Raw genomic sequence first — 24,139 nt, forward strand, 5'->3', positions numbered from 1 at the left:
CCGGAGATCGCCGCGCCGGACGGGCCGGTCACCCTCGGCTGCGACTGGGCCACAAAACGCAATAAACCACCCCTGACCAGGCATGACACGCCTCAGTCACGCCATTTCATGGGGCAGGCTTTGAATGATCATGCATTGGTGTGTATATACTTCTACTCGTGTCCAAGATGCTCACCTCCCTCCCAGTAGGCGAACGGGTCGGGATCGCCTTCTCCGGCGGCCTCGACACCTCCGTGGCGGTCGCGTGGATGCGCGAGAAGGGTGCGGTGCCCTGCACCTACACCGCCGACATCGGCCAGTACGACGAGCCCGACATCGCCTCGGTGCCCGGGCGCGCGACGGCGTACGGCGCCGAGGTCGCCCGCCTGGTCGACTGCCGGGAGGCCCTCGTGGAGGAGGGCCTGGCCGCGCTGGCCTGCGGGGCGTTCCACATCCGGTCCGGTGGCCGCACGTACTTCAACACCACCCCGCTCGGCCGCGCCGTCACGGGCACGCTGCTGGTGCGCGCCATGCTCGACGACGGCGTGCAGATCTGGGGCGACGGCTCCACGTTCAAGGGCAACGACATCGAGCGGTTCTACCGCTACGGCCTGCTCGCCAACCCGTCGCTGCGCATCTACAAGCCGTGGCTCGACCCCGAGTTCGTCAGCGAGCTGGGCGGGCGCAAGGAGATGTCGGAGTGGCTGCTCGCCCGCGACCTGCCGTACCGCGCCAGCACCGAGAAGGCGTACTCCACGGACGCCAACATCTGGGGCGCCACCCACGAGGCCAAGGCGCTTGAGCACCTCGACGCCGGCATCGAGATCGTCGAGCCCATCATGGGCGTGCGCTTCTGGGACCCGGAGGTCGAGATCCCGACCGAGGACGTCACCATCGCCTTCGAGCGCGGGCGCCCGGTCAGCATCAACGGTAAGGAGTTCCCCTCCGCCGTCGACCTGGTGCTCGAGGCCAACGCCATCGGCGGCCGGCACGGGCTCGGCATGTCCGACCAGATCGAAAACCGCGTCATCGAGGCCAAGAGCCGCGGCATCTACGAGGCTCCCGGCATGGCGCTGCTGCACGCGGCGTACGAGCGGCTGGTCAACGCGATCCACAACGAGGACACCGTGGCCGCGTACCACACCGAGGGCCGCAAGCTCGGCCGGCTGCTCTACGAGGGCCGCTGGCTCGACCCGCAGGCGCTGATGCTGCGCGAGTCCCTGCAACGCTGGGTCGGCATGGCCATCACCGGCGAGGTCACGCTGCGCCTGCGGCGCGGCGAGGACTACTCGATCATCGACACCTCCGGCCCGGCGTTCAGCTACCACCCGGACAAGCTGTCGATGGAGCGCGTCGAGGACGCCGCGTTCGGCCCGCTCGACCGCATCGGCCAGCTCACCATGCGCAACCTCGACATCGCCGACTCGCGCGCCAAGCTGGAGCAGTACGCGGGGCTCGGCATGGTGGGCAGCCCCCACCAGGCGCTTCTCGGCACCACGCAGACGGCCGCCAGCGGCCTCATCGGCTCCCTGACGGAGGGCGGCGCCGAGGCGATCGCCGCGCGCGGCGACGCGATCTCCCGCTCGGAGGTCCCGGAGGACGACGAGATGCTCGACCACGCCGCCATGGAGTCCGGCACCGACTGACTCCGGCCGGGCTCGCCCTGAGCCCGGCCCGGACCTTCACTCGAGATCCGGACACCGATCAGCGCCGCTGACGTCGATCAGCGGCCCAGCCCGATCGACCTCCGCTCGGGCTCGGTCACCGACCACCGGCCGGGTTCCCACGGGAGCCCGGCCGTCCCGCGTCCGGCTGCGCGCGCTGGTGAGCCCAGCCGGCAGCGGCTTCGTGCTCCCGACGGCCGGTCCGACCGCTCCAAGCGACAGAGCCGGCACGGCCCGCCGCACATGCCGCCCGGCAAGCCCACCGCCGCAGCCGATGACGGCGACACGCAACCTTCCTCAAGCCGCCCACTGACCCGAACGACCAGGCGAGGCGATTCATCGCAACCCACCTGTCCGACCGCGCGCGGGTCGAACTGGTCACCGAGGGGATCCGTTCGGCGGCCGGCTGAGCGGGACCACCGAGCGGGACAGGCTGGCGTCCACCCCCTTCGCCCCGAATTTCACATCCACCACAGTCACCCCCGGTGCAGACATTTGGCGCAGCCGACCCTGAGCTAAACCATCCCTCCACAATCAGCCCCCTCCGGCGGCGCAGCGCAGCTAACCTGGCTTGGCCTTGAAGGACCCCGGCGCGGCGGGCTCGGCTCGGCTTATCAGAGGGGCCGGCGACCGGCCGTCCGGGGGGCGATATCCGCGTCCGCCCTGTTCACAGGGCTATCACTCGCGGGAGCGCCGACATTCGGGGCATCGCGCCGCACTCAGTGCTTCTTGCCACGATGATTCTGGTCACAAACATTTCCCAAGATAACGGGTCTATCGGGTTGTCATTGACTGGAATTGTTGGAACATATGGTTCGAGTCCTGAGTGAGGTCCAAAGATCGCTTACCGCGAAAAAGGGTCAGCGGCGAGGGGAAAGGGGCAACGCTCATGCACCAGCGTGCCGTCCGTAATTTGGCGAAGTTGGAGACCACGCAGGCCAGGATCACGCGTATCTTCGACGCTGCCGCCGGCGGGAAGAACAACTTCCAGGCCGACAAGGACGCGGTGCGCCATTTCGATCAAGCGGCCCCCGCCCTGACGAACGCCGCCCGTGCGGTGCTGGAATTCTGCTCGCGGGTGATCCGCTATCTGGCGGTCCAGGAAGAAGTGGATCAATTCGTGATCGTCGGCAGTGGAATTCCGAGCGGCCTGTCCGCCGGTCAGGGGCTGCATGACATGGCGAAACACGCCGCTTGCCCGTACCCCAGAGTGCTGTACGTCGAGAACAACCCGATGGTGGTGACCCTGGCCCAGGCCACCATCGAGCCGTTCACGGATTTGGTGCGAGTAGTGGAGGGAGACGTACGGGAGATCGACGAGATCCTGAGCGATCACGTCGTCACGACCTTCATCGACTGGGAACGACCGGTGGCGGTGCTCCTGTTGTCGGCCTACAGCCTCCACGATGAGGAGTATGCCCACTATGTCATCAAGCGACTCCGTCACTCGGCTCCCGCCGGTAGTTTTCTGGCTCTACTGCACACCACGTTCGACGGCGTCCCACAAGAGCTGCTGCCCGCCATCAGCGACACGCTCGCGATGACCTTGCCGCACCTGGCGGTCCGGTCACGGGAAGAGGTGGCGGCTCTTTTAGAGGGGCTCGATCTGGTGGCGCCCGGCCTGGTCTGGGTGCCGGAGTGGCGGCCTTTGGGCAACGATCTCGCCTGCCAAGAGGATCCCAGCAAGTCCGGCAACTACGGCGCCGTCGCCCGCATCCCCTGATACGCCGCAAGTCTCGTTTGGCAAACTTTTCCGGCGCGCATTCCCAAGAGTGAGGCCGAACGTTTATCGTGGGTTTGGGAGCGCTCCCAAGACCCGAGAGATGTGATGCGTATGGCCCTCCGACAAGGGTCCTTGTCGGCGCCACCGGTGCACACGGTGGAGTACCTTCTGCCCTCCGTCCCGTCGGGCGTCAGCAGGGCGCGGGAGCTGATCAGGACCGATCTGACCGACTGGGGACTCGCGCACGTCGTCGATGACTGCCTGCTCATCGTGAGCGAGCTGGTCACCAACGCCGTACGCTACGGGGGTTCCGCCTACGCCCTGCGCCTGGAGAAGCGCGAGGGCCAGGTGTACGGGGAGGTCTTCGACCCCGGCGAGGGCATGCCGCGCCTGCGGCCGGCGGACATGGACGCGATCTCGGGGCGGGGGTTGCAGATCGTCGGCGCGATAGCCGACGACTGGGGCGTGACGGCCACCGACAACGGCAAGGTGGTGTGGTTCGCGGTCACCCCGTGACCAGACGCACCCCGTGACCAGACGCACCCCGTGGCCAGACGCACCCAGTGACCGACCGGGCCATCTGCCCGGCTGGGCGCCGCGCCCGACCGGACGCCTTGATCGACAGGCCGCCCTGACCTACAGCCGCCTGACGGCAGGACATCCCGACCAACCTGACCGGCAGGACATCCCGACCGATCGGCCCCCCTTGACCGGCCGGACGCACCGGCCTCTGACCGCCCAGCGGCCTTGACCTTCCACCGGCCACAGGCCCTGCCCCTTGACGAACCAGAGGCCCTGACCAGGCGAAACCGCGCCTGTGTGACGAGCGGGTAAGCTGCAGGAGACCCCTTTCCATCCTTCAGGCAATCCCCAGGTAAGACAGGTAGCCTCGCTCGGCATGAAGTGGCAGCGCACTATCAACGGAGCGCTGGCCAGGTACACAGGATTCCAGCTCAACCGAGTAGGGAAAGCGGGACAAAAGCCGTCGAAACCCGCTCCGCAGAAGCGGCCGCAGACGCCGTTCCGGCCACCCGCGGATCCGGAGACCGATCGCCTCGTCAAGCAGCCGGTGTTCATCATCTCGCCGGTACGGTCGGGCTCGACGCTGCTGCGGGCGATGCTCAACGCACACCCCGACCTGCACGCCCCTCATGAGCTGCACGTGCGCCGGTTGCGCGTGGAATTCGATACCTCGCTGGCGGAAAAGGCCATGGAAGCCCTCGGGCACAACAAGGCCGACCTCGAACATCTGCTGTGGGACCGCGTGCTCCACCGCGAGCTGGTACGCAGCGGCAAGCGGTTCATCGTGGAGAAGACCCCGGCCAACGCGTTCGCGTACGAGCGGCTCGCGGCCTGCTGGCCGGACGCGCGGTTCGTGTTCCTGCTGCGCCATCCCGCCTCCATCGCGGCCTCCTGGTACGAGGCCAGCCCCGGCAAGCGCACCCGCGAGGAGGCCGCGGCCGACGCCCTGCGTTACATGAAGGCCGTGCAGCGGGCCCGCAAGGCCCTGCCGGGCCTGACCGTGCGCTACGAGGAGCTGACCGCGGAGCCGGAGAAGGTCGGGCGCGAGATCTGCGACTTCCTGTCGGTGCCCTGGTCACCGCAGATCCTCACGTACGGCAAGCCCGAGGTGGTCGTCAAGGGCCTTGGCGACTGGAAGGACAAGATCCAGTCAGGCACCGTGCAACGAGGGCGCGAGCTGCCCTCCCCCGATGAGATCCCGGACGTACTCAAGGACATGTGCCGGACCTGGGAGTACCTCTCGTGAAGATCCGCTACATGCTGCTGCACGCGTACGGCATGGGCGGCACCATCCGTACCGTCTTCAACCAGGCGGGCGCGATGGCCGAGGCGGGCCACGACGTGGAGATCATCAGCGTGGTCCGCCGCCGTGACGAGCCGCAGTTCGCCCTCGACCCGCGGGTGCGGCTGGCCACGCTGGTCGACCAGCGCGACGGCATCGCGACCGACTCGCTGGTGCGCAAGGTGTGGCGGCGCGCCAGGGGCAAGATCGTCCCGTACGGCGAGTTCGCCGCCGAATACTTCACCGAACGCGTGGAGGGCGCGGCCATCGACTACGTCTCCGGCCTGCGCGACGGCATCCTCGTCACCACCCGCCCCGCGCTCAACCTGATCTCCGCCCGCCGCGCCACGGGCGGCGTGATCAGGGTCGCGCAGGAGCACATGAACCTCGCCTCCTACCACGAGGCGGTGCGCGAGCACATCGGCCGCTACTACGGCCGTTTCGACGCCATCGCCGTCCTCACCGAGACCAGCCGCCGCGAATATCGCGAGCTGGTGCCCGGCACGCCGGTGGTCCGCATCCCCAACGCCGTCAGCATGGACCGTCGCAAGCACTCCGACCAGAGCAACCCCGTCGTGATCGCGGTGGGGCGGCTGGTGCCGCAGAAGGGCTTCGACATGCTCATCCCGGCGTTCGCCGCCGCGGCGGCCGAGCATCCGGGGTGGAAGCTGCGCATCTTCGGAACGGGGCCGTCGAAGGAGCGGCTGCAGGAGCGCATCGACGAGACCGGCATGCGCGACCGCATCAAGCTCATGGGGCGTAGCAACCGCATTCACGAAGAGCTGGCGAAGGCGTCGATTTACGCGCTCAGCTCGCGTATCGAGGGACTGCCCATGGCCATGATCGAGGCCATGGGCCACGCCCTGCCGATCGTCGCCTTCGACTGCCCCACCGGTCCTGCCGACGTGCTCACCCCGGGCAAGGACGGCATCCTGGTGCCGCCCAGAGACGTCGACGCGCTCGCCCGCTCGCTCAGCCAGGTGATGGGCGACCGCGACCTGCGCCTCCGCCTGGGCACTGCCGCCGCGGAGACCGCCCACGGCTACACGCCCGAGGTCGTGATGCCGCTCTGGGAGAAGCTCTTCGCCGCCTTGGAGGCGGGCCGGCCGCTCGACGACACCGCCTGGGCGACCCGCTGACGTCCGGCGCTCGGTCCTGCCTCCCGGTGCGCTTCCCCACCGGCAGAGCGCCAAGCCCAGCGTGCCGACGCGCTCCCGTCCGCTGGGAGCGCGCGCCGGAGCGTGACGCACCCGGCCCAGCGAACCGCCACGCCCCGGCCACCGGCAGCGCGGGTTGGCGCGTGACCGTGTGGTCGCCGCCTGGGCCGGGCGTTGATCTGCCGCCGGCCTGCCCGACGATACCCCGCTTGCCCGACAACATCCTGTCTGACCGGTGATGTCCCGCCTGCCAGGCGATGTCCGAAACTCAGTCCGGCCTGGGTGTCGGCGTTCGGGCGGGCGGGCGTGACTTCGGGCCGCTCCGGATCGCTCCTCCACAAGCCGATCGCGCTCGGTTCAACTGGACGTCAACGTCTCCGACCACGGGAGCGCCATGAGAAGTCTCCTGCTCGTCTTAACCCTGGCCCTCACCCTCACCTCCCTCACGACACCGGCGGCGGCCCACCCCCGTCCGCCCGCCGTCATCTTCGACACCGACATGGACTTCGACGACGCGGCCACGCTCGCGTACCTCTCCCAGGAGCACCGGGCGGGCCGCATCGAGCTGCGCGCGATCACGGTCACGAGCGCCGGCGCGGGGCTGCCGGGCCGGGCGATCAGGCACGCCAGGTGCCTGGCCGACCGCCTGGGCCTGCGCGGGGTGGCGATCGCCGACGACTCCCGTACCGGCCCTCACTCCTTCCCCGCCGATCTCCGCGAGCTGTTCGACCGGGTGCTGACGGCCGCGACGCCGGGCTGCCGCCGGTGACGAGAGCCCGTCGCGCACCCGCGCGCCCGAGCTGATCAGGCAGCTCGTCAGAGAGGACCCCGGGATCCAGGTGATCGCCACGGGGCCGCTGACCAACCTGGCCGCCGCGCTGCCGCACTCCCCCGCCCGGCTCACCTCGATGGGCGGTGCGGTGCACGTGCCGGGCAACCTGTGCTGCGGCACACCGCCGGAGTTCGACGGCACGCAGGAGTTCAACTACTGGCTCGACCCGGGAGCGGCGCGGTCGGTGGTCACGCGCGGCACGGGCGTGTTCAGGATGGTGTCGCTGGACGCCGCCAACGAGGTGCTCATCACGGACGCGTTCCTCGACCGGCTCGCCGCCGACCACGGCACGCCGGCCGCGGACACCGTACTGGAGATCGTCACGCATCCCGCGGTGCGGCCGCTGATCGCCGACCGGCTGCTCTACTGGTGGGACCCGCTGGCCGCGATGAGCGCCGTACGCCCCGGGCACGTCGGATTCGCGCGGGGCAGGATCGACGTCGTGACGGACGGCCCCTCGGCCGGCCGGACGGTGCTCTCCCCCACCGGACGCCTGATCCAGTACGCCACGACGGCCGGCACCGCCGCCTTCGAGCAGCGTTTCCTCGACGTGCTGAACGGCCGCTGAGAAGCGCAGGGACAAGATCGATCGCCCGCCGTCCCTCGATGACGATGCGTCGATGGACGGCGAGATCGACCGGCGTGGAGGAAAGTCTTAGTGTCCACGCCTCTTCGACAGCGGTCGTTCCGTCTCTTCTTCATCCCACGCGCCGCCTCCTTGATGGGCGGCTCAATGGCTCCGGTCACGCAAGGGCGGCGGATCTTCCGCCGCACCACCTGGCTATGGGTCATCGTGTGCACGTCGTGCGTGTCGAACTGCATCTCCGCCGGTGTCTGGGGGTGATCGGCCCCAGCATCGCCGCCGGCACGTTCGGCGCGGTCACCGGGGGAACGGCGCTCAGCGCGCGAGCCGCCGGAGTGCTCGCCATGAGCATCGCCATGTACCGGTTGACGGTTCGGGCGCCTCTCGTCTTCGGGCGGATCGCGTTCGCACTGACGTGCCCGCCCCTTATCGCCATCGGATTTCACGCTCGCATTCCCCTGCTCATTCTCAGCGCGGCAATAGGAGGATTGGGATCCGGAGCCCTCGCCGTCGCCTGGGAGACGGCTCTCCAGCATGGAGTACCGGAAAGGGCGCTTTCCCGTGTGGCCTCCCACGACGATCTCGGCTCGTTCGCGGCCTTACCACTCGGCCAGATAGCGGCGGGACCGGCGGCCGGCTCACTGGGCGCGGCCGGCGTGTCGATCATCGGAGGGTTCGTGAACCCGCTCATGTCCCTGCTCCCCTTGGCGTCCACGTCGATCAGGTCATTCAGGACGTGATCTCGGTGGTTGCCACCCCGTCACGGCATCGCGGCGGGGCACGGAACGCGGTCTGCCTGGCGGTCCGCAAGCCCTGAGTTTTCGCACCAAATGAAAAACCCCGTTTCACGAAAAATCGGGAAATGGGGCTGTGCTGACTAACACCATCATGTCGGGAAATGATTGTCGTTATTCCTGCGCACACGTACGCTGTCCCTGACCTTTCGGAGAAAGGACATCTGGTGCGCAAGGCCCTGATCCCGTTACTTCTCACCGTCCTGGTGGTTTTCTCGGCCCAGCAACTTCTGACCCCCGTCCTCGCCCCGCTCTCCCGCGAGCTGCACCTGACCGAGACCCAGCTCGGCCTCGTCGTCACCGCCGCCGCCACGGCGCTGACCGTCGCCAGCCCGCTGTGGGGGCTCGCGCTGCGGCGGCTCGGATTACGCCTGGTGCTGCTGTGCGGGCTCGGCCTGGCGACGGCGGGCATGACCGGGTTCGGGGTCGTCGCCGCCCTGGGGCTCGACGGCCGCCTGTCGTCCCCGCTGCTGTTCGGCCTGCTGCTGGTCACCCGCAGCCTCGTCTTCGGCGCGGGGCTGGCCGCGCTGCCGGTGGCCACGCTCGCCGTCGCCGCCGCGAGCACCAGCACTCAGGATGAGCGCACCCGCGCCACGGGCCTGATCGGCGCGGCTCAGGGGCTCTCGCTGGTGCTCGGACCGGCTGGGGGCGGCGCGCTTGCCGTGGTCTCGCTCATGCTGCCGGTCTATCTGGCGCCCGTGGTGTGCCTGCTGCTCACGGTGTGGGTGCTGGCCACCGTACGGCCGCCGGCGGCGGCGCAGGACCCGCCGCCCGAGCGGCCCCCGGCGAAGCTGCGTCCCTGGAACGCGCGCATGTGGCCGTTGCTCGCGATCGGCTTCTGCCTCTACCTCTCGCTCGGCCTGGTGCAGGTGATCGTCGGCTTCCTGGTATCCGACCGCCTGCACCTCGGACCGCAGGAGACGGCCGGGGCGGTGGGCGTCACGCTGGTCGCGGCCGGGCTGATCCTCGTCGCCGTGCAGGGCGCGCTCATCCCGGTGCTGCGCTGGCCGGTGCTGCGGCTGATGCGGGTGGGCGCCCCGATCACGGCCGTGGCCTTCGCGCTGCTCGCCGCGGCGAACACGCTCTGGCTGATCGTCGCCTCGTTCGTGGTGCTGGGGCTGGGGCTCGGCCTGGCGGCGCCCGGCTTCACCGCCGCGCCGACCCTGGTGGCCGAGCCGGGACAGCACGCCTCGGTGGCGGGGCTGATCAACGCGACGATCGGCGCCACGTTCATCGTCGGCCCGCTGCTCGGCACCGCGCTGTACGAGGTCGCCTCCGTGCTGCCGATCCTGACCGCGTTCGCCGCCGCGCTGACCGCGCTCGCGCTGTCGTGGCTCTCCCCCGCGGTCCGCCAGGCGGTGCCGGTGACCCCGTGATGACGTCAGAAGAGCACCCGTGATGACGGCTGAGAGCGGGCGGGGCAGCCCGCGCCGTCCGCCAGCCGGTACGCCGTCTCCTCGACCAGCGCGATCCGCTCGTCCGGCGGCCCGGCGGGCACGTCGATGAGGTGGTAGCCGAACGCCCGGTAGGTCTCCTCGTGGAGGCGTTCGAACTCCAGGGACTCCTCGAAGCTGATCCTGCGGGCGTCGGTCGGCTCGCAGAAGCCGAGGTTACGGACGAAGAACACGTGCCGGTCGTAGACCCGCTCGCGGGTGATCCGCTCGATCTCGGCGGTGAGCGCGGGCGGCACGGGGTGGCCGGCGTACGTGCTGAGCGCGTGGGTGCACACCGGCGAGCGGTCGAAGAACCGCACCCCGCCCCCGGCCTGCTCCTGCCTGCGCCGCTGCAGCTCGGCGACCTTGCCGATGAACGAGGGGCGGGTCCACGGCTCGGCATCGCCGCGCGCCTGCTCGGCGGCGATGACCGCGGTGGCCGCCTCCTCGACGGTGGCGTGGCCACGCGCGGCCAGGCCGTGCAGGATCGTGGTCTTTCCCGCGCCGGGGGTGCCGGTGAGGATGAAACGCGTCATAGGCGTGGTGATCGCGGGGGTGGGCGGCGCACCCACCGGCGCACCCACCGGCGTGCCCGATGGCGTGCCCACCCCCGGGGGCTCGATCAGACCTCGTCCACGCTGCTCGGCTCACGCCGGGACAGATCGATACCGAGCTCTTCCGCCGCGCGGAAGACGTCCTCGTCGGCGTCGCGCATCTCGATGGACATGCCGTCGCTGGAGAGCACCTCGACATTCAGGCACAGCGACTGCATCTCCTTGATGAGGACCTTGAAGGACTCGGGGATGCCCGGCTCGGGGATGTTCTCGCCCTTGACGATGGCCTCGTAGACCTTGACTCGGCCGAGAACGTCGTCGGACTTGATGGTCAGCAGCTCCTGCAGAGCGTACGCGGCGCCGTAGGCCTCAAGGGCCCAGACCTCCATCTCTCCGAACCGCTGGCCGCCGAACTGGGCCTTACCGCCCAGCGGCTGCTGCGTGATCATCGAGTAGGGGCCGGTGGACCGCGCGTGGATCTTGTCGTCCACCAGGTGCAGCAGCTTCAGGATGTAGATGTAGCCCACCGCGATCGGGTAGGGGAACGGCTCGCCGGAACGCCCGTCGAACAGCTGCGCCTTACCCGTCGGCTGCACGAGCCTGTCGCCGTCGCGGTTGACGAGCGTGTTGCCGAGCAGGCCCACGATCTCGTCCTCGCCCGCGCCGTCGAAGACCGGGGTGGCGATCTTCGTCCACGGCTCGGCCTTCTCGTGGCCGTTCTGCTTGAGATGGGCGGTCCACTCCTCCTCGATGCCGGAGATGTCCCAGCCGCGTGCGGCCACCCAGCCGAGGTGTGTCTCCAGGACCTGACCGACGTTCATTCGGCCGGGAACGCCCAGCGGGTTGAGGATGATGTCGACCGGGGTGCCGTCCTCCAGGAACGGCATGTCCTCGATCGGCAGGATCTTGGCGATGACGCCCTTGTTGCCGTGGCGGCCGGCCAGCTTGTCACCGTCGGTGATCTTGCGCTTCTGGGCGACGTAGACGCGCACCAGCTCGTTGACGCCCGGCGGCAGCTCGTCGCCGTCCTCGCGGGAGAACAGCCGCACGCCGATGACCTTGCCCTGCTCGCCGTGCGGCACCTTCAGGGAGGTGTCGCGCACCTCGCGGGCCTTCTCACCGAAGATCGCGCGCAGCAGCCGCTCCTCCGGGGTCAGCTCGGTCTCACCCTTCGGGGTGACCTTGCCGACCAGGATGTCACCCTGGACGACCTCCGCACCGATGCGGACGATGCCGCGCTCGTCGAGGTCGGCGAGCGCCTCTTCCGACACGTTGGGGATGTCGCGGGTGATCTCCTCAGGGCCGAGCTTGGTGTCGCGGGCGTCGACCTCGAACTCCTCGATGTGGATCGAGGAGAGCACGTCGTCCTGCACCAGCCGCTGGGACAGGATGATCGCGTCCTCGTAGTTGTGGCCCTCCCACGGCATGAACGCCACCAGGAGGTTCTTGCCCAGCGCCATCTCGCCCTGGTCGGTGCAGGGACCGTCGGCGATCACCTGACCGGCCTCGACCCGGTCGCCCTCGGACACGATCGGCTTCTGGTTGAAGCTCGTGCCCTGGTTGGAGTGCTTGAACTTGGCGATCCGGTACGTGGTGCGGGTGCCGTCGTCGTTGTGCGTGGTGACGTAGTCGGCGCACACCTCCTCGACCACGCCCGCCTGCTCGGCGAGGATCACGTCACCGGTGTCGGTCGCGGCACGGTATTCCATGCCGGTGCCGACCAGCGGCGCCTCGGCCTTGATCAGCGGCACGGCCTGACGCTGCATGTTGGCGCCCATCAGGGCCCGGTTGGCGTCGTCGTGCTCGAGGAACGGGATCATCGCGGTGGCCACCGACACCATCTGGCGCGGCGAGACGTCGATGTAGTCGACCTCTTCCTGCCTGGCCAGCTCGAACTCGCCGCCCCTGCGCCGCACCGACACCATCCGCTCGGCGAACGACCCGTCGGGGTTGAGCGCCGTGTTGGCCTGCGCGATGACGAAACGGTCCTCTTCGTCGGCGGTGAGGTAGTCGATCTGGTCGGTCACCTTGCCGTCGACGACCTTGCGGTACGGCGTCTCGATGAAGCCGAACGGGTTGATCCTGGCGTAGCAGGCGAGGTAGCCGATGAGACCGATGTTGGGGCCTTCAGGGGTCTCGATCGGGCACATCCGGCCGTAGTGGGACGGGTGCACGTCACGGACCTCGAAGCCGGCCCGCTCACGCGACAGACCACCGGGGCCGAGCGCCGACAGGCGGCGGCGGTGGGTCAGCCCGGACAGCGGGTTGATCTGGTCCATGAAGCCCGACAGCTGCGAGGTGCCGAAGAACTCCTTCAGCGCCGCCACCAGCGGGCGGATGTTGATCAGCGTCTGCGGCGTGATCGCCTCGATGTCCTGCGTGGTCATGCGCTCGCGCACGACCCGCTCCATGCGGGCGAGACCCAGGCGGACCTGGTTCTGGATCAGCTCGCCGACGCTGCGCAGGCGGCGGTTGCCGAAGTGGTCGATGTCGTCGATCTCGACCACCACGTCACCGCGGGCACCCGGCATCGACTCCTCACCCGCGTGCAGGTGGAGCAGGTAGTCGATCATCGCGGCGATGTCGTCTTCGGTCAGCGTGCCGACCGTGATGTCGGCGTCGACGCCGAGCTTCCTGTTGACCTTGTAGCGGCCGACCTTGGCCAGGTCGTAGCGCTTGGGGTTGAAGTACAGGTTTTCGAGCAGGGCCTGGGCCGACTCCTTGGTCGGCGGCTCGCCAGGCCGCAGCTTGCGGTAGATGTCGAGCAGCGCGTCGTCCTGGCCGATCGTGTGGTCCTTCTCCAGCGTGGCCCGCATGGCCTCGAACCGGCCGAAGCGCTCGAGGATCTGCTCACTGGTCCAGCCGAGCGCCTTGAGCAGCACGGTGACGGGCTGCTTGCGCTTGCGGTCGACGCGGACGCTCACACTGTCGCGCTTGTCGATCTCGAACTCCAGCCAGGCGCCCCGCGAGGGGATGACCCGGCAGCCGAACAGGTCCTTGTCGGAGGTCTTGTCGACGGTGCGCTCGAAGTAGACACCCGGCGAGCGGACGAGCTGCGACGACACCACGCGCTCGGTGCCGTTGATGATGAAGGTGCCCTTCGGGGTCATGAGCGGGAAGTCGCCCATGAACACCGTCTGGCTCTTGATCTCACCGGTGGTGTTGTTGATGAACTCCGCCGTGACGAACATCGGGGCGGAGAAGGTCATGTCCTTCTCCTTGCACTCGTCAACGGAGTGCTTGGGCGGCTCGAACCGGTGGTCGCGGAACGACAGGGACATGGTCCCCGAGAAGTCCTCGATGGGACTGATCTCGTCGAAGATCTCCTGCAGGCCCGACTGGAGCGGTACGTCGGACCGCCCGGCCTGGCGGGCCGCCTCGACGCGGGCGCGCCATCGGTCGTTGCCGACCAGCCAGTCGAACGACTCGGTCTGCAGCGCGAGGAGGTGCGGGACTTCGAGAGGCTCGTGAATACGGGCGAACGAGACGCGACGGGGCCCGGTGAACGCGGCGGAGGCGGTGCGCGAGACTGCCAACAGAGGTCCTTCCGGATGGCACGGATGGGGCAGAGCTCCACGCATGCCAAACGACCCGTCGATCACTAAGGCGAAAGCGGGACGTCACGGCAGCGTGAGGGCAGTAGATTAACGCAGATGAGAAACGAATGTCCACCACTAAGGGGAAGTCAACCCTCCGTGCCGCTTTCACTATGTCACGACGGGGACGGCCCGTCAACAGACCCCGGCGTTCGTGTCATGTCCCCCTCGGCCCGTTTTCTGCCTGGCGGGCCGAGGGGGACCAGGGCTTATGCGCAGGTGTAGCCGGACGGCAGGCTCGTGTCGCCGCTCGGGCGGTCGGCCTGGAATCCGACGCTGCCGTTGGAGGCGCCGGGCGCCAGGGTGCCGTTGTGCGCGACGTTCCTGATGGTCACCGTCTGGCCGCTGACGGTCGCGGTGCCGTTCCAGGAGCCGGCGAGCCGGTGGCCTGCGGGCAGGGTGAAGGTGACGGTCCAGCCGTTCATGGTCGCGGTGCCGGTGTTGGTGATGGTGAGCGGCTGGATGACGTACCCGGTGCTCCACTGCGTCTGCACGGTCGGCACCGCCGTGCACCCGCCTTCCGGCGAGCCCGAGCCCTCCTGGGTGGTGACCTGCACGGTGTTGGAGACCTGCGAGGCGTTGCCGGCGGCGTCGCGCGCCCTGACCTGGTAGCGGTAGGTGGTCGCGGGGGTCAGGCCGGTGTCGGCGTACGAGGTCGTGGCGGACGTGCCGATCTGGGTGAACGTGCCGCCGCTCGCGCCCGGCGCGCGCAGGATGTCGTAGCCGGCCACGCCGGTGTCGTCGGTGGCGGCCGTCCAGGTGAGGGTGGTGCCGGTGGCGGTGGTGTCCGCCGCCGCCAGGCCGGTCGGCGCGGTGGGCGGCGTGGTGTCGTCATCGCCGCCGCCGTCGCCGAGGGTGGGCGTCTGCCAGTCGCGCCACTCGGCCAGGTTGCCGCTCTTGTTGGCGGCGATCCGCATCGAGCCGGTGTAGCTGCCGGTGCCGAGCAGGAACTTCTGGATGTTCTGCTGCAGCGGCGTGCGCCACTCCGATCGGCTCGCGCAGTGGGTGCCGTCCTGCACGGCCGACCAGTACGTGATGTTGCCCTCCGCCCCGAGCGCCTTGTAGATTTCGGCGCCGCCCAGCGCGGCCACGCTCGCGGACCTGGCGGCGAGCCAGTCGATGTGCGGGTTGTCCATGATGAACAGCCCGCGCGGCGCGATCATCCCGATGACCGCGTGGGTGTCCACGGGCAGCCGGGCCGGGCTGCCGGTGAACGAGCCGAACGCGTCGCCGAGCCAGGGCTGCTCGGAGTAGGCGCTGCTCAGCGGCTGGGCGCCGCTCTCACCGGGGATGGCGCGGAAGGCGGCCACGCCGCCGCTGCCCGACTCGATCGGCATGGTCAGCGCGATGCGCTGGTCGAACGCGCCGACGACGAACGCGCCCTTGCCGTAGCGCGAGCAGCCGGTGACGCCGGTCGCGTCCGCCCGCAGGATGCCGCCGCCCGACTGTTCGAGCACGTCGATGATCCGGCTGACGCCCCAGGCCCAGGCGGCGAGTATGCCGGTGGAGCTGTTGGCGCCGTAGATGGTGTAGAAGGCGCCCTGCTTGTTGTCGCGCGGCGTGCCCTCCCTGCCGACGGCGAGGGGGTCGTAGCTGATGACGGCCGCGCCCGCCGCCTTGATCGCGGCGGTGTCGGCGCCGAACCCGCCGAGCACGACGACGGCCGGGAAGGGGCCGTTGCCGCTCGGCAGATCGACGCCCGCGGAGAAGGAGGCGCTCCTGCCGTTGTGGGAGACATTGACGATGATGCCGGTAGGCGACACCGTGCCCGTGACGCTGGACGGCTTGGGCGGCTTCTCCCCGTAGACGAACTTCTCCGCCAGCCTCTTGATCTCCTCCCGGCGGCAGCGCCAGTCGGACTTGCCGGTGATGCGGGTGCCGTCCAGCTTGGTGAACGGGTCGGGCAGCCGGGAGACGGTGGGCAGCGAGCCCTCGTCGGGCAGGCCGGGGACCTGGCAGTCGGCGCCCTCGTTCTCGACTCCCGAGGCCGCGTGCGCCTCGGCCGGGATCGTCGCCACCGCTCCCGCGGCCGCGAGCATGGCCGCCAGCGCCGACGCGACCATCCTTAACCTGATCTTGGAGCGGGCCAAGCCGGTGATCACTAGAGGGCTCCCTTCCGGGTGGGGTAGTTGGCGATCAGTGTGCGAACGCCTCCGAAAGGTGTCAATCATCGGCCGAAATGTTTCGGGTCTTCTCAGACGCCTCATCGCCCTGAACTGGTAGAACGAGCCGTTGGACGCCGAAATTATCGGAAATTAGGTGAAATTAAGGCTTAAGAGCCGCCCCCACGGAGGCCCAGTGCGGCGCTCTCGGTAGGGGACGATTCGCCCCAGGCGGGGCCGAGCAGGCGGGGCCGAGCAGGCGAGAAACGCTGCCAGAACTCCTCGGCCGGGCGACCGCTGCCATCCCCTGCTCAGCCTTGCCCGATCCCTCGTGTCGGCTCTGCCTGCTCGGCCCCAGTGACCGAGCACGCGCTGGGGCCGGGTCCGCACCCGCAGGCTGGGACGGCAGCGCCGCACCGACAGGCGGGACAGCCGGACCGCACCGGCAGGCCGGGCAGGCGGGGCGCATCAGCGGGCGGGGCAGGCGGGGCGCATCGGCGGGCGGGGCAGGCGGGCCGCGCTCCACGGCGGAGCCCTACCGGCCGGACTGTGCCATGGCGGGCGGCTCGTCCGGGTCCTCCGGGCCGGACCACTCGTCCGGATCCTCGGCGCCGGACCCCTCCCCCGAGCGGGACCCCTCCCCCGAGCGGGACCCCTCCCCCGAGCGGGACCCCTCCCCCGAGCGGGACCCCTCCCCCGAGCGGGACTCCTCCTCCGGGGAGGGCCGCTCCTCCTGGCAGGTCGGCTTCTCCGGATCGGCCAGCGGGAGGCGGAGCACGAAGCGCGCGCCCTTCGGCGAGTCCTCGACGCGCAGCGAGCCGTCGTGAGCGCAGGCGATCTCGCGGGAGATCGCCAGGCCGAGCCCGCTCCCGCCGGGGTCGCGCAGGCGCCCGTCCTCCAGGCGGACGAAGCGTTCGAAGATGCGTTCGCGGTTGGCGGGGTCGACGCCGGGGCCGTCGTCGGTGACCGCAAGCACGGCCTCGCCGTCCTGCGCGGTCAGCGTGACCTCGACGCCCGAGCCGGCGTGCCGCTGGGCATTGGCCATGAGGTTGTTCAGCACCCTGGCGAGCTGCACGCGCGAGCCGAGTACGACGACGCCCTCGGGCGCGTCCACCGCGATGGGCACGCGGCGCGGCAGCGCGGCGATCTCGGCGCGGGCCAGCTCGCCGAGATCGACGGGTTCGGGCGGCACGGGCTCGCCGACCTGAAGGCGGGCCAGCGCCAGCAGGTCGTCCACGATGGCCGCGAGCCGGTCGGTGCTGGTGAGGGCGTCGCGGATGGTCTCGCGCGGGTCGATGTCGTCGGGGTAGCTGACCGCCTCTTCAAGCAGCGCGCGCAGCCCGGCGATGGGGGTGCGCAGCTCGTGCGAGGTGGTGGAGGCGAAGCGGCGCTGCTGCTCCACCGCGTCCTCCAGGCGGGCGAGCGTCTGGTTGGCGGTGGTGGCGAGCTCGGCGATCTCGTCGTCGCCGTCCGGTACGGGGACGCGCTTGCTCAGGTCGCTCACGGTGATCTCGGACATGCGCGACCTGATCGCGGCGACCGGCCGCAGCGTGCGCCCGACCACGGTCCAGGTCCGGTACGCCGTGATGCCCGTGAACAAGACGATCACGCCGCCGATGAGCAGCTCCAGGCGGTGCCCGACGAGCAGCCCGGGCTCGTGCGCGGCCGCGTAGACGACGCACGACTCCTCGTCGGGGCTCAGCCGGACGGCCATCAGGGCCAGGCAGCCGGTGCCCTCGTCGCATTCGACGTAGCGCTGGAACCGGTCGTTGGGCGGCGGCCGCCGCAGGCTGAGCGGGACGGTCGGCGAGGCGCGCCGGCCGGCGGCCTTCACCTGGTGGTTCGCGCCGACGATCTGGATGAGCTCGATCGGCTCGTACGAGGGAACGGGGCGATCCAGGGCGCCATGGTGCGCGGCCGCGCTCCACTGGCTGGCCGCCCGCTCCATCTTCTCGAACACGGCGGTCTCCAGGTGGTGGCGCACGGCCAGATCCAGCGCCACCCCGAGCGCGGAGTACACGACGAAGGAGAACACGGCGGCGATCACCGTGTACCTGGTTCGGATGGAGCCCTTCCATGACCTCGGCATGACCCCAGTGTCCAAATTATGACGTTTGTTATGCAATACGCCTTTTGTCGGGTTTATACGCTAGGCGCATGGACGTGCAGCTTCGACACCTCCGCGCCTTCGTGGCGGTGGTCGACGCGGGCACTTTCACCGACGCGGCGATCCTCCTCGGCTGCTCGCAGGCGGCCGTCTCCCGTTCCGTCGCCGCTCTGGAGAGCACGCTCGGCACCCGGCTGCTCGAACGCTCGAACAACAGCGTCAAGCTCACGCAGTCCGGCGCCCGGCTCGTCACCCGCGCGCGGCGGGTGCTCGACGAGGTCGCCCGGCTCGAACGAATCGCCCAGGAGGCGTACTCGGAGCTGCGGCTCGGCTATGCCTTCGGCGCCCTGGGCAAGCACACCCGCCACCTGATGAAGGCGTGGGCCGCCGCCTACCCGTGGCTGCCGCTGGTGTTCGTGCACTCCAACACGGCCACGGCGGGCCTCGCCGAAGGCGTCGCCGACGTCTCCGTCCTCCGCCGCCCCCTCGTCGACGACCGGTTCGAGGTGGCCTTGGTGGGTTGCGAGGCCCGCTACGCCGCCATGGACACCGACCACCCGCTCGCCAGGCGCCGCTCCGTACGGCTCGACCAGCTCGCCCGCTACACCGTCGCGCTGGATCCGCGCACCGGCACCGCCACGCCCGAGCTATGGCCGCCGGACGCGCGCCCGGCCATCAGAACCGTGCAGGGAGTCGACGAGTGGCTCACGGTCATCGCCTGCGGCCAGGCCGTCGGCGTGACCGCGGAGTCCACCGCCAACCAGAACCCGCGCCCCGGGGTCGCCTACCGCCACGTCACCGACGCGCCGCACGTCCAGGTACTGCTGGCCTGGTGGAAGGACGACCCGCCGCCGTACCTCGCCGCGCTGCTCGCGATGATCCGCAGCTTGTACGGCTCCGTGCCGCCCGGTGACGGCCTGCCGCGAGAGCCCGTGGACAGGGCCGTCGCGGCCACGGGCCGGCGCCGATAGCGGACCTGGCGGAAGGGAGACCGGATGATCTCTGCGGTCGTCATGCCGGGGCCTCGGGCGCCGCTGGAGCCGCGCTCGTACGAGCGTCCCGACCTGGAGCCCGGCGCGGTGCTGCTGAGGACGCTCGGCAGCGAGGTGTGCGGCACCGACGTGCACCTGTGGGAGGGGCGGCTGGCCGGCGTGCCGTACCCGATCATTCCCGGGCACATCAGCGTGGGGAAGGTGGCCGAGCTGGGCCCGGGGCCGCCGGCGCACGATATCTGGGGCGAGGAGCTGGAGATCGGCCAGACCGTCACCTTCCACGACGTGCACGGCACCTGCGGCCGCTGCTGGTTCTGCACGGTCGCACACGCCACCACCCGCTGCCCGGAGCGGAAGGTGTACGGGGTGACGATGCCCGCCGACGAGGGGCTGTTCGGCGGCTGGGCCGAGTACATCCATCTCAAGCCCGGCGTGCACGTGGTGGCCCTGCCGCCCGACCTGGACTGGCGGTCGTTCCTGGCGGGCGGCTGCGGCCTGCCGACCGCGCTGCACGCGGCCACGCTCGGCGAGATCGCGTACGGCGACACCGTCGTCGTCCAGGGCATCGGCCCCGTCGGACTGTGCGCGGTGGCGCTGGCCCAGCTCCGCGGCGCCGGACAGGTGATCGCGATCGGCGGCTCGCGGGTGCGGCTGGACGCGGCCGCGCGGCTCGGCGCCGACCTCGTGCTCGACATCGCCGCCATGACCGCCGACGAGCGCCTGGAGACGATCATGGACGTGACCGGCGGCCGGGGCGCGGACGTCACCATCGAGGCCACCGGGGTGCCGTCGGCGGTGCCGCAGGGCATGCGCCTGACCCGGGATGCCGGCCGGTACGTCGTCGCCGGCCAGTACACCGACACCGGCGAGGCCACGTTCAACCCGCACCGCGACCTCAACCGCCGCCACCTGGAGCTGCGCGGCTGCTGGGGCAGCGACGCCGGGCACCTGTGGCGCGGCGTGCAGGTGCTGGCCCGCTACCAGCGGCTGTTCCCGTGGTCGAGCCTGGTCAGCGGCGAGTACGCCCTGCGCGACGCGCAGCGCGCCCTGGAGGACGTGGCGGCTCAGCGGGTGGTCAAAGCGCTGATCGTGCCGTGAGCGCACGGGCGTACAGTGGCCGGCGTGAACATCTGCGTCTTCTGCTCCGCCGCCGACCTCGACGACCGCTACACCGTGCCCGCCCGCGAGTTGGCGAAGCTGATCGGCGAGGGCGGCCACACATTGGTGTGGGGCGGCTCCGACTCGGGACTGATGAAGGTGATGGCCGACGGCGTGCAGGAGGCGGGCGGGCGGCTGGTGGGCATCTCGGTCGAGTTCCTCGCCCACCTGGCCCGTCCCGGCGCCGACGAGATGGTGATCACTCGTGACCTGGCCGAGCGCAAGGCGCGGTTGCTGGCCCGTGCCGACGCGTTCGTCGTCATGGTGGGCGGCAGCGGCACGCTCGACGAGGCCACCGAGATCCTTGAGCTGAAGAAGCACGGCATGCACGCCAAGCCCGTCGTGCTGCTCAACACGGCCGGCTTCTACGACGGGCTCAAGCAGCAGTTCGAGCGCATGGAGGCCGAGGGCTTCCTCCCCGTCCCCGTCACCGAGCTGGTGTTCTTCGCCGAGGACGCCGTCGGCGCCCTCGCCTATCTGGAGGAGCGGGCCGGCCTGCGGAGCTGACGTACGGGCTACTTCAGCTCGTGCTCCAAAAGGCCCATCATCAGGTAGTCGTAGCGCTTGCCGCGGGCGCGGAACGCCTCGCGGCGGCGTCCCTCCTCCACGAAGCCCACCTTCTTGTACGCCTGCACCGCCCGCACGTTGTCGGCCACCACCCACAGCATCAGGCGGTGCAGGCCCATCTCCTCGAACGCGTAGCGGCTTATCACGCGGACGGCGTCGGTGCCGTAGCCGCCGCCCCGGTAGCCGGGGTCGCCGATGGCGACGCTCTGCAGCACGGCCTCGCCGCGCACGAAGTCGGTGTCGCCGAGCGCGACGTAGCCGATGAACTTCTGCCCTTCCAGGGTCTCGATGCCGAGCTGCATCTGCTCGAACGTGTTGCGCGGCCGGTTCTGGCCCTTCTCCATGTTCTGGGCCAGCGAGATGGGCGGGCCGGCGTCCATCCACCGGCCGACCTCGGGATCGTGGTACCAGCGCCACATGGCCTCGCTGTCGGCGGGCTCCAGGGCCCGCAGCCGGACGAGCGCACCGGTGAGCATCGCGACATCCCCCTCATCGTCGGAGAACGCCAGGTCTACCAACCGGCCATGACGAGGGACAACGCATTTTCCCTCCAGCCCCCGGATAAGCGGAAGGGCATCGTCCGGTAAGCTGATTAAGCGGAATAACATCGTCCGCTAAGCCCGCGCATGCGCGCGATGAAGGAAGGCGAGACCCGTGAAAGCAGTGGTCATCCAGGAGTTCGGCCCGCCCGAGGGCATGGAGGTCGTCGAGCTGCCCGCCCCGGTCCCCGGCGAGGGGCAGGCGCTCGTCGCGGTCGAGGCCACCGGCGTCGCGGGCGCCGACGTGCTGATCCGCAGCGGCGCGCTCGCCGCGTACGGCTTCAAGCCCGGCCACATCCCCGGCGGCGAGATCGCCGGAACGGTGACGGCGGTCGGCCCGGGGGCGGATCCGGCGTGGGTGGGGCGGCGCGTGTGGGCGGCCACCGGAGTGGGCGGCGGCTATGCCGAGCAGGTCGCCGTGCCGGTCACGGCCCTGCACCACCTGCCCGGTGGGCTGGACGCCGTGGACGCCGTGGCGCTCGGCGGCGCGGGCGTGGTGGCGCACTTCGGCCTGCGGCACGCCCGGTTCGCGCCCGGCGAGTCGGTGCTGGTGCGCGGTGCCGCAGGAAGCCTCGGCATCATGACGGTGCAGCTCGCCGCGCGGCAGGGCGCGAGCGTGGTGGCCGTCACGACCTCATCGCGGGAACGCGGCGAACGCCTGCGCGGGCTCGGCGCGACGCACGTGCTCGACCGCTCAGGCGGCGGCGACCCGGACGCGCCCGGAACGTACGACGTGATCATCGACGTCGTCGCCGGTCCCGGGCTGCCCGCGTTCCTCACCCGGCTCAACCCGAACGGCCGCATGGTGGTGGTCGGCACCGTGGCGGGCCCGCCGCCCGCGGACTTCGGCATGGAGCTGCTCACGGCGTTCCAGCGGTCGCTGTCGTTCGCCACCTTCAGCGCGGCCACGGTGCCCGAGGGCGAGCGGCGCGAGGTGACCGCCCAGCAGCTCGCCGCCGCGAGCCGGGGCGAGCTGGCCGGCGTGGTGCACGGGGTGCTGCCCCTGGAGCGGGCTGTGGAGGCGCACCGCGCGATGGACGCGGGCGAGGTGTTCGGCAGGATCGTGCTCACCGCGGCGGGGAGCTGACCTCACACGCCGCAGGGCAGCTCCACCCGGACGACGGTCGGCCCTCCCGGCGGGCTGGAGACCTTGAACGTGCCGTCGTGCGCCTCGACCCGGCCCCGCATCCCGTCGAGGCCGGAGCCCGCGCGCGCGTCGGCGCCGCCGCGCCCGTCGTCCACGACCTGGAGATACAGCCGGTCGCCGCAGCGGCGCACCTGCACGGCCGCGCGGGCGGCGCCGCTGTGCTTGGCGATGTTGGTCAGCGCCTCGGCGACCACGAAGTAGGCGGTGGCCTCGACCGACGCGGCGGCCCTGACCGGCACGTCGGCGTCGACCCGGCAGGGGACGGGACAGGACGCGGCGAGCCCGGCGAGCGCGTCGGGCAGGCTCCGGTCGGTCAGCACGGGCGGCAGGATCTGCCGTACCACCTGGCGCAGCTCGGCGAGGCCCTGTTCGGCGGCGCTCTGCGCGCGTTCGAGCGGCTCCCTGGCGGTCGCGGGGTCGCGTTCGAGCGCCCGCAGCGCCGCCCCGAGCAGCACGTTGACCGTGACCAGCCGGTTCTGGGCGCCGTCGTGCAGGGCCCGCTCGATCCTGCGCAGCTCGGCGGCGTGCGCGTCGAGCGCGGCGGCGCGGGTGGCGGTGAGGTGCGCCACCCGCAGGGCCAGGTCGGCGTCAGGGTCGGGGGCGAGCAGCCGCCTGCCCGGCCATGCCTGCAGGCGGGCGAGGAGCGGCGAGACGGCGACGGTGACCGCGAGGTGGCCGGGTGTGAAGAGGATCACGGCGAGCGCGCTGGGCAGGTCGTCGACGATCCACAGCCCCAGTGCGGCGGTCGCCGCCTCGTCGGACGGCACCAGCCACCACCAGGCCCAGAAGGTCGCGTCCTGCACGGCGTGGATGGGGAAGGTGAGCCCGAGCAGGCCGACGAGCAGCCCGAAGGTGCCGTGCACGACCATCCAGGCCGCCTCGCGCCGCACCGTGGGGTCGCTCAGCGCGGGCTTCAGCCGGTCGAGCGGCGGCCCCGGCTCGACGAGGTCGGGCCCCCACTCGGACAGGCGGCGGCGCTCGCGGTCGGCCGCCTGGCGCAGGCCGCGCAGCGCCAGGGGCGCCAGCTTGCCGCCGAGGCCGATCAGGCAGCCGAGCAGCATGATGAGCACCAGCAGCGCGGTGAGCAGCGCGAGCACGGCGGTGCCGAACCCGGTGGCGAGCCGCTCAAGCGCGTCGATGGTGAGCCGGCCCCGGGCGAACGCGGCGCGCCGCAGCTTCAGCCGCCGATGTCCCCCGGTCGTGGCCGGCATGTGCTCCTCCTCACCGGATGCACGAGATCATCGTCGAACCGGGAGCAGCCTACACGGATCAGTGCGTTTCGGTCACGGCGCGTGTCAAGAAACGGTACCCCTGGCTATACCTGCATTGGGGCGTACGCGGGAACGACGCGAGGGGGTTCCGGCTGATGTGCTTGTCCTGTCCGTCAAGCAGACCTCCAAGGAATACC

At 70.5% G+C, this 24,139-nt stretch carries 18 protein-coding genes and 1 pseudogene; 13 read left to right on the plus strand and 6 right to left on the minus strand.

Annotated features, from left to right (window positions below; genetic code table 11):
* Positions 1–158: 158 nt before the first annotated feature.
* The 9 genes and pseudogenes from argG (at position 159) to ACFMQL_RS01360 (ending at position 9,912) form a co-directional block, all read left to right on the plus strand.
* A complete protein-coding gene (gene argG / locus ACFMQL_RS01320) occupies positions 159–1,625 on the plus strand; it encodes an argininosuccinate synthase (protein ID WP_364066403.1) in 1,467 nt (488 codons plus the stop codon).
* A 940-nt stretch (positions 1,626–2,565) separates the two neighbouring features.
* On the plus strand, positions 2,566–3,366 hold the full coding sequence (locus tag ACFMQL_RS01325) for an SAM-dependent methyltransferase (RefSeq protein ID WP_364066406.1): 801 nt from the start codon (positions 2,566–2,568) through the stop codon (positions 3,364–3,366).
* 156 nt (positions 3,367–3,522) lie between these two features.
* A complete protein-coding gene (locus tag ACFMQL_RS01330) occupies positions 3,523–3,882 on the plus strand; it encodes an ATP-binding protein (protein ID WP_364066409.1) in 360 nt (119 codons plus the stop codon).
* A gap of 382 nt (positions 3,883–4,264) precedes the next feature.
* The gene (locus ACFMQL_RS01335; protein WP_364066412.1) at positions 4,265–5,134 is read left to right on the plus strand and encodes a sulfotransferase; all 870 of its coding nucleotides are present in this window, start codon (positions 4,265–4,267) and stop codon (positions 5,132–5,134) included.
* Positions 5,131–6,309 carry a glycosyltransferase family 4 protein gene (locus ACFMQL_RS01340; protein ID WP_378784232.1) on the plus strand — a complete coding sequence of 393 codons (1,179 nt, stop codon included), beginning with the start codon at positions 5,131–5,133 and terminating at the stop codon, positions 6,307–6,309. Before ACFMQL_RS01335 ends, ACFMQL_RS01340 begins: the two co-directional genes overlap by 4 nt.
* Before the next feature lie 412 nt (positions 6,310–6,721).
* Positions 6,722–7,096 carry a hypothetical protein gene (locus ACFMQL_RS01345; RefSeq protein ID WP_378784233.1) on the plus strand — a complete coding sequence of 125 codons (375 nt, stop codon included), beginning with the start codon at positions 6,722–6,724 and terminating at the stop codon, positions 7,094–7,096.
* Between the two features lie 16 nt (positions 7,097–7,112).
* Positions 7,113–7,727: pseudogene (locus tag ACFMQL_RS01350) on the plus strand (nucleoside hydrolase); the annotation flags it as partial.
* Between the two features lie 236 nt (positions 7,728–7,963).
* Positions 7,964–8,482 (plus strand): hypothetical protein, encoded by a 519-nt coding sequence (locus tag ACFMQL_RS01355; protein WP_378784235.1) that lies wholly within the window; start codon positions 7,964–7,966, stop codon positions 8,480–8,482.
* A gap of 221 nt (positions 8,483–8,703) precedes the next feature.
* On the plus strand, positions 8,704–9,912 hold the full coding sequence (locus ACFMQL_RS01360; protein WP_364066425.1) for an MFS transporter: 1,209 nt from the start codon (positions 8,704–8,706) through the stop codon (positions 9,910–9,912).
* 5 nt (positions 9,913–9,917) lie between these two features.
* On the opposite strand, the gene ACFMQL_RS01365 is transcribed toward ACFMQL_RS01360, so the two are convergent.
* From ACFMQL_RS01365 to ACFMQL_RS01380, 4 genes are all read right to left on the minus strand, one after another.
* Positions 9,918–10,505 (minus strand): AAA family ATPase, encoded by a 588-nt coding sequence (locus ACFMQL_RS01365; protein WP_378784236.1) that lies wholly within the window; start codon positions 10,503–10,505, stop codon positions 9,918–9,920.
* A gap of 86 nt (positions 10,506–10,591) precedes the next feature.
* Complete coding sequence (rpoB, locus tag ACFMQL_RS01370; protein WP_364066433.1) at positions 10,592–14,059, minus strand: DNA-directed RNA polymerase subunit beta; 3,468 nt, start codon at positions 14,057–14,059, stop codon at positions 10,592–10,594.
* A 269-nt stretch (positions 14,060–14,328) separates the two neighbouring features.
* A complete protein-coding gene (locus ACFMQL_RS01375; protein WP_378784238.1) occupies positions 14,329–16,221 on the minus strand; it encodes a cellulose binding domain-containing protein in 1,893 nt (630 codons plus the stop codon).
* A 535-nt stretch (positions 16,222–16,756) separates the two neighbouring features.
* Positions 16,757–18,310: a sensor histidine kinase gene (locus tag ACFMQL_RS01380; protein ID WP_378784239.1), complete on the minus strand. Its 1,554-nt coding sequence runs from the start codon at positions 18,308–18,310 to the stop codon at positions 16,757–16,759.
* Between the two features lie 68 nt (positions 18,311–18,378).
* Between ACFMQL_RS01380 and ACFMQL_RS01385 the strand changes: the two genes are divergently transcribed.
* From ACFMQL_RS01385 to ACFMQL_RS01395, 3 genes are read left to right on the plus strand one after another with little or no spacing between them, the layout of a single operon-like run.
* The gene (locus ACFMQL_RS01385; protein ID WP_364066440.1) at positions 18,379–19,299 is read left to right on the plus strand and encodes a LysR family transcriptional regulator; all 921 of its coding nucleotides are present in this window, start codon (positions 18,379–18,381) and stop codon (positions 19,297–19,299) included.
* A gap of 24 nt (positions 19,300–19,323) precedes the next feature.
* On the plus strand, positions 19,324–20,418 hold the full coding sequence (locus ACFMQL_RS01390) for a zinc-binding dehydrogenase (RefSeq protein WP_364066443.1): 1,095 nt from the start codon (positions 19,324–19,326) through the stop codon (positions 20,416–20,418).
* 24 nt (positions 20,419–20,442) lie between these two features.
* Positions 20,443–20,985, plus strand: a complete 543-nt coding sequence (locus ACFMQL_RS01395) for a TIGR00730 family Rossman fold protein (RefSeq protein ID WP_364066446.1) — start codon at positions 20,443–20,445, stop codon at positions 20,983–20,985.
* A gap of 8 nt (positions 20,986–20,993) precedes the next feature.
* On the opposite strand, the gene ACFMQL_RS01400 is transcribed toward ACFMQL_RS01395, so the two are convergent.
* Complete coding sequence (locus ACFMQL_RS01400) at positions 20,994–21,521, minus strand: GNAT family N-acetyltransferase (protein ID WP_378784241.1); 528 nt, start codon at positions 21,519–21,521, stop codon at positions 20,994–20,996.
* 178 nt (positions 21,522–21,699) lie between these two features.
* On the opposite strand from ACFMQL_RS01400, the gene ACFMQL_RS01405 reads away from it, so the two are divergent.
* Positions 21,700–22,671, plus strand: coding sequence for a zinc-binding dehydrogenase (locus ACFMQL_RS01405; RefSeq protein ID WP_378784243.1), 972 nt, complete (start codon positions 21,700–21,702; stop codon positions 22,669–22,671).
* A gap of 2 nt (positions 22,672–22,673) precedes the next feature.
* On the opposite strand, the gene ACFMQL_RS01410 is transcribed toward ACFMQL_RS01405, so the two are convergent.
* Positions 22,674–23,942, minus strand: coding sequence for a sensor histidine kinase (locus ACFMQL_RS01410; RefSeq protein ID WP_378784245.1), 1,269 nt, complete (start codon positions 23,940–23,942; stop codon positions 22,674–22,676).
* Between the last annotated feature and the right edge of the window lie 197 nt (positions 23,943–24,139).

It is taken from the genome of Nonomuraea fastidiosa, assembly GCF_042751225.1.
Classification (GTDB): Bacteria; Actinomycetota; Actinomycetes; order Streptosporangiales; family Streptosporangiaceae; genus Nonomuraea; species Nonomuraea fastidiosa.

Bases quoted from the DNA above. Each gene is read 5' to 3' on its own strand.
- ACFMQL_RS01335 (WP_364066412.1), top strand. From the start codon at position 4,265: ATGAAGTGGCAGCGCACTATCAACGGAGCGCTGGCCAGGTACACAGGA.
- ACFMQL_RS01345 (WP_378784233.1), top strand. From the start codon at position 6,722: ATGAGAAGTCTCCTGCTCGTCTTAACCCTGGCCCTCACCCTCACCTCC.
- ACFMQL_RS01365 (WP_378784236.1), bottom strand. From the start codon at position 10,505: ATGACGCGTTTCATCCTCACCGGCACCCCCGGCGCGGGAAAGACCACG.
- ACFMQL_RS01380 (WP_378784239.1), bottom strand. From the start codon at position 18,310: ATGCCGAGGTCATGGAAGGGCTCCATCCGAACCAGGTACACGGTGATC.
- ACFMQL_RS01385 (WP_364066440.1), top strand. From the start codon at position 18,379: ATGGACGTGCAGCTTCGACACCTCCGCGCCTTCGTGGCGGTGGTCGAC.
- ACFMQL_RS01390 (WP_364066443.1), top strand. From the start codon at position 19,324: ATGATCTCTGCGGTCGTCATGCCGGGGCCTCGGGCGCCGCTGGAGCCG.
- ACFMQL_RS01400 (WP_378784241.1), bottom strand. From the start codon at position 21,521: ATGCTCACCGGTGCGCTCGTCCGGCTGCGGGCCCTGGAGCCCGCCGAC.
- ACFMQL_RS01410 (WP_378784245.1), bottom strand. From the start codon at position 23,942: ATGCCGGCCACGACCGGGGGACATCGGCGGCTGAAGCTGCGGCGCGCC.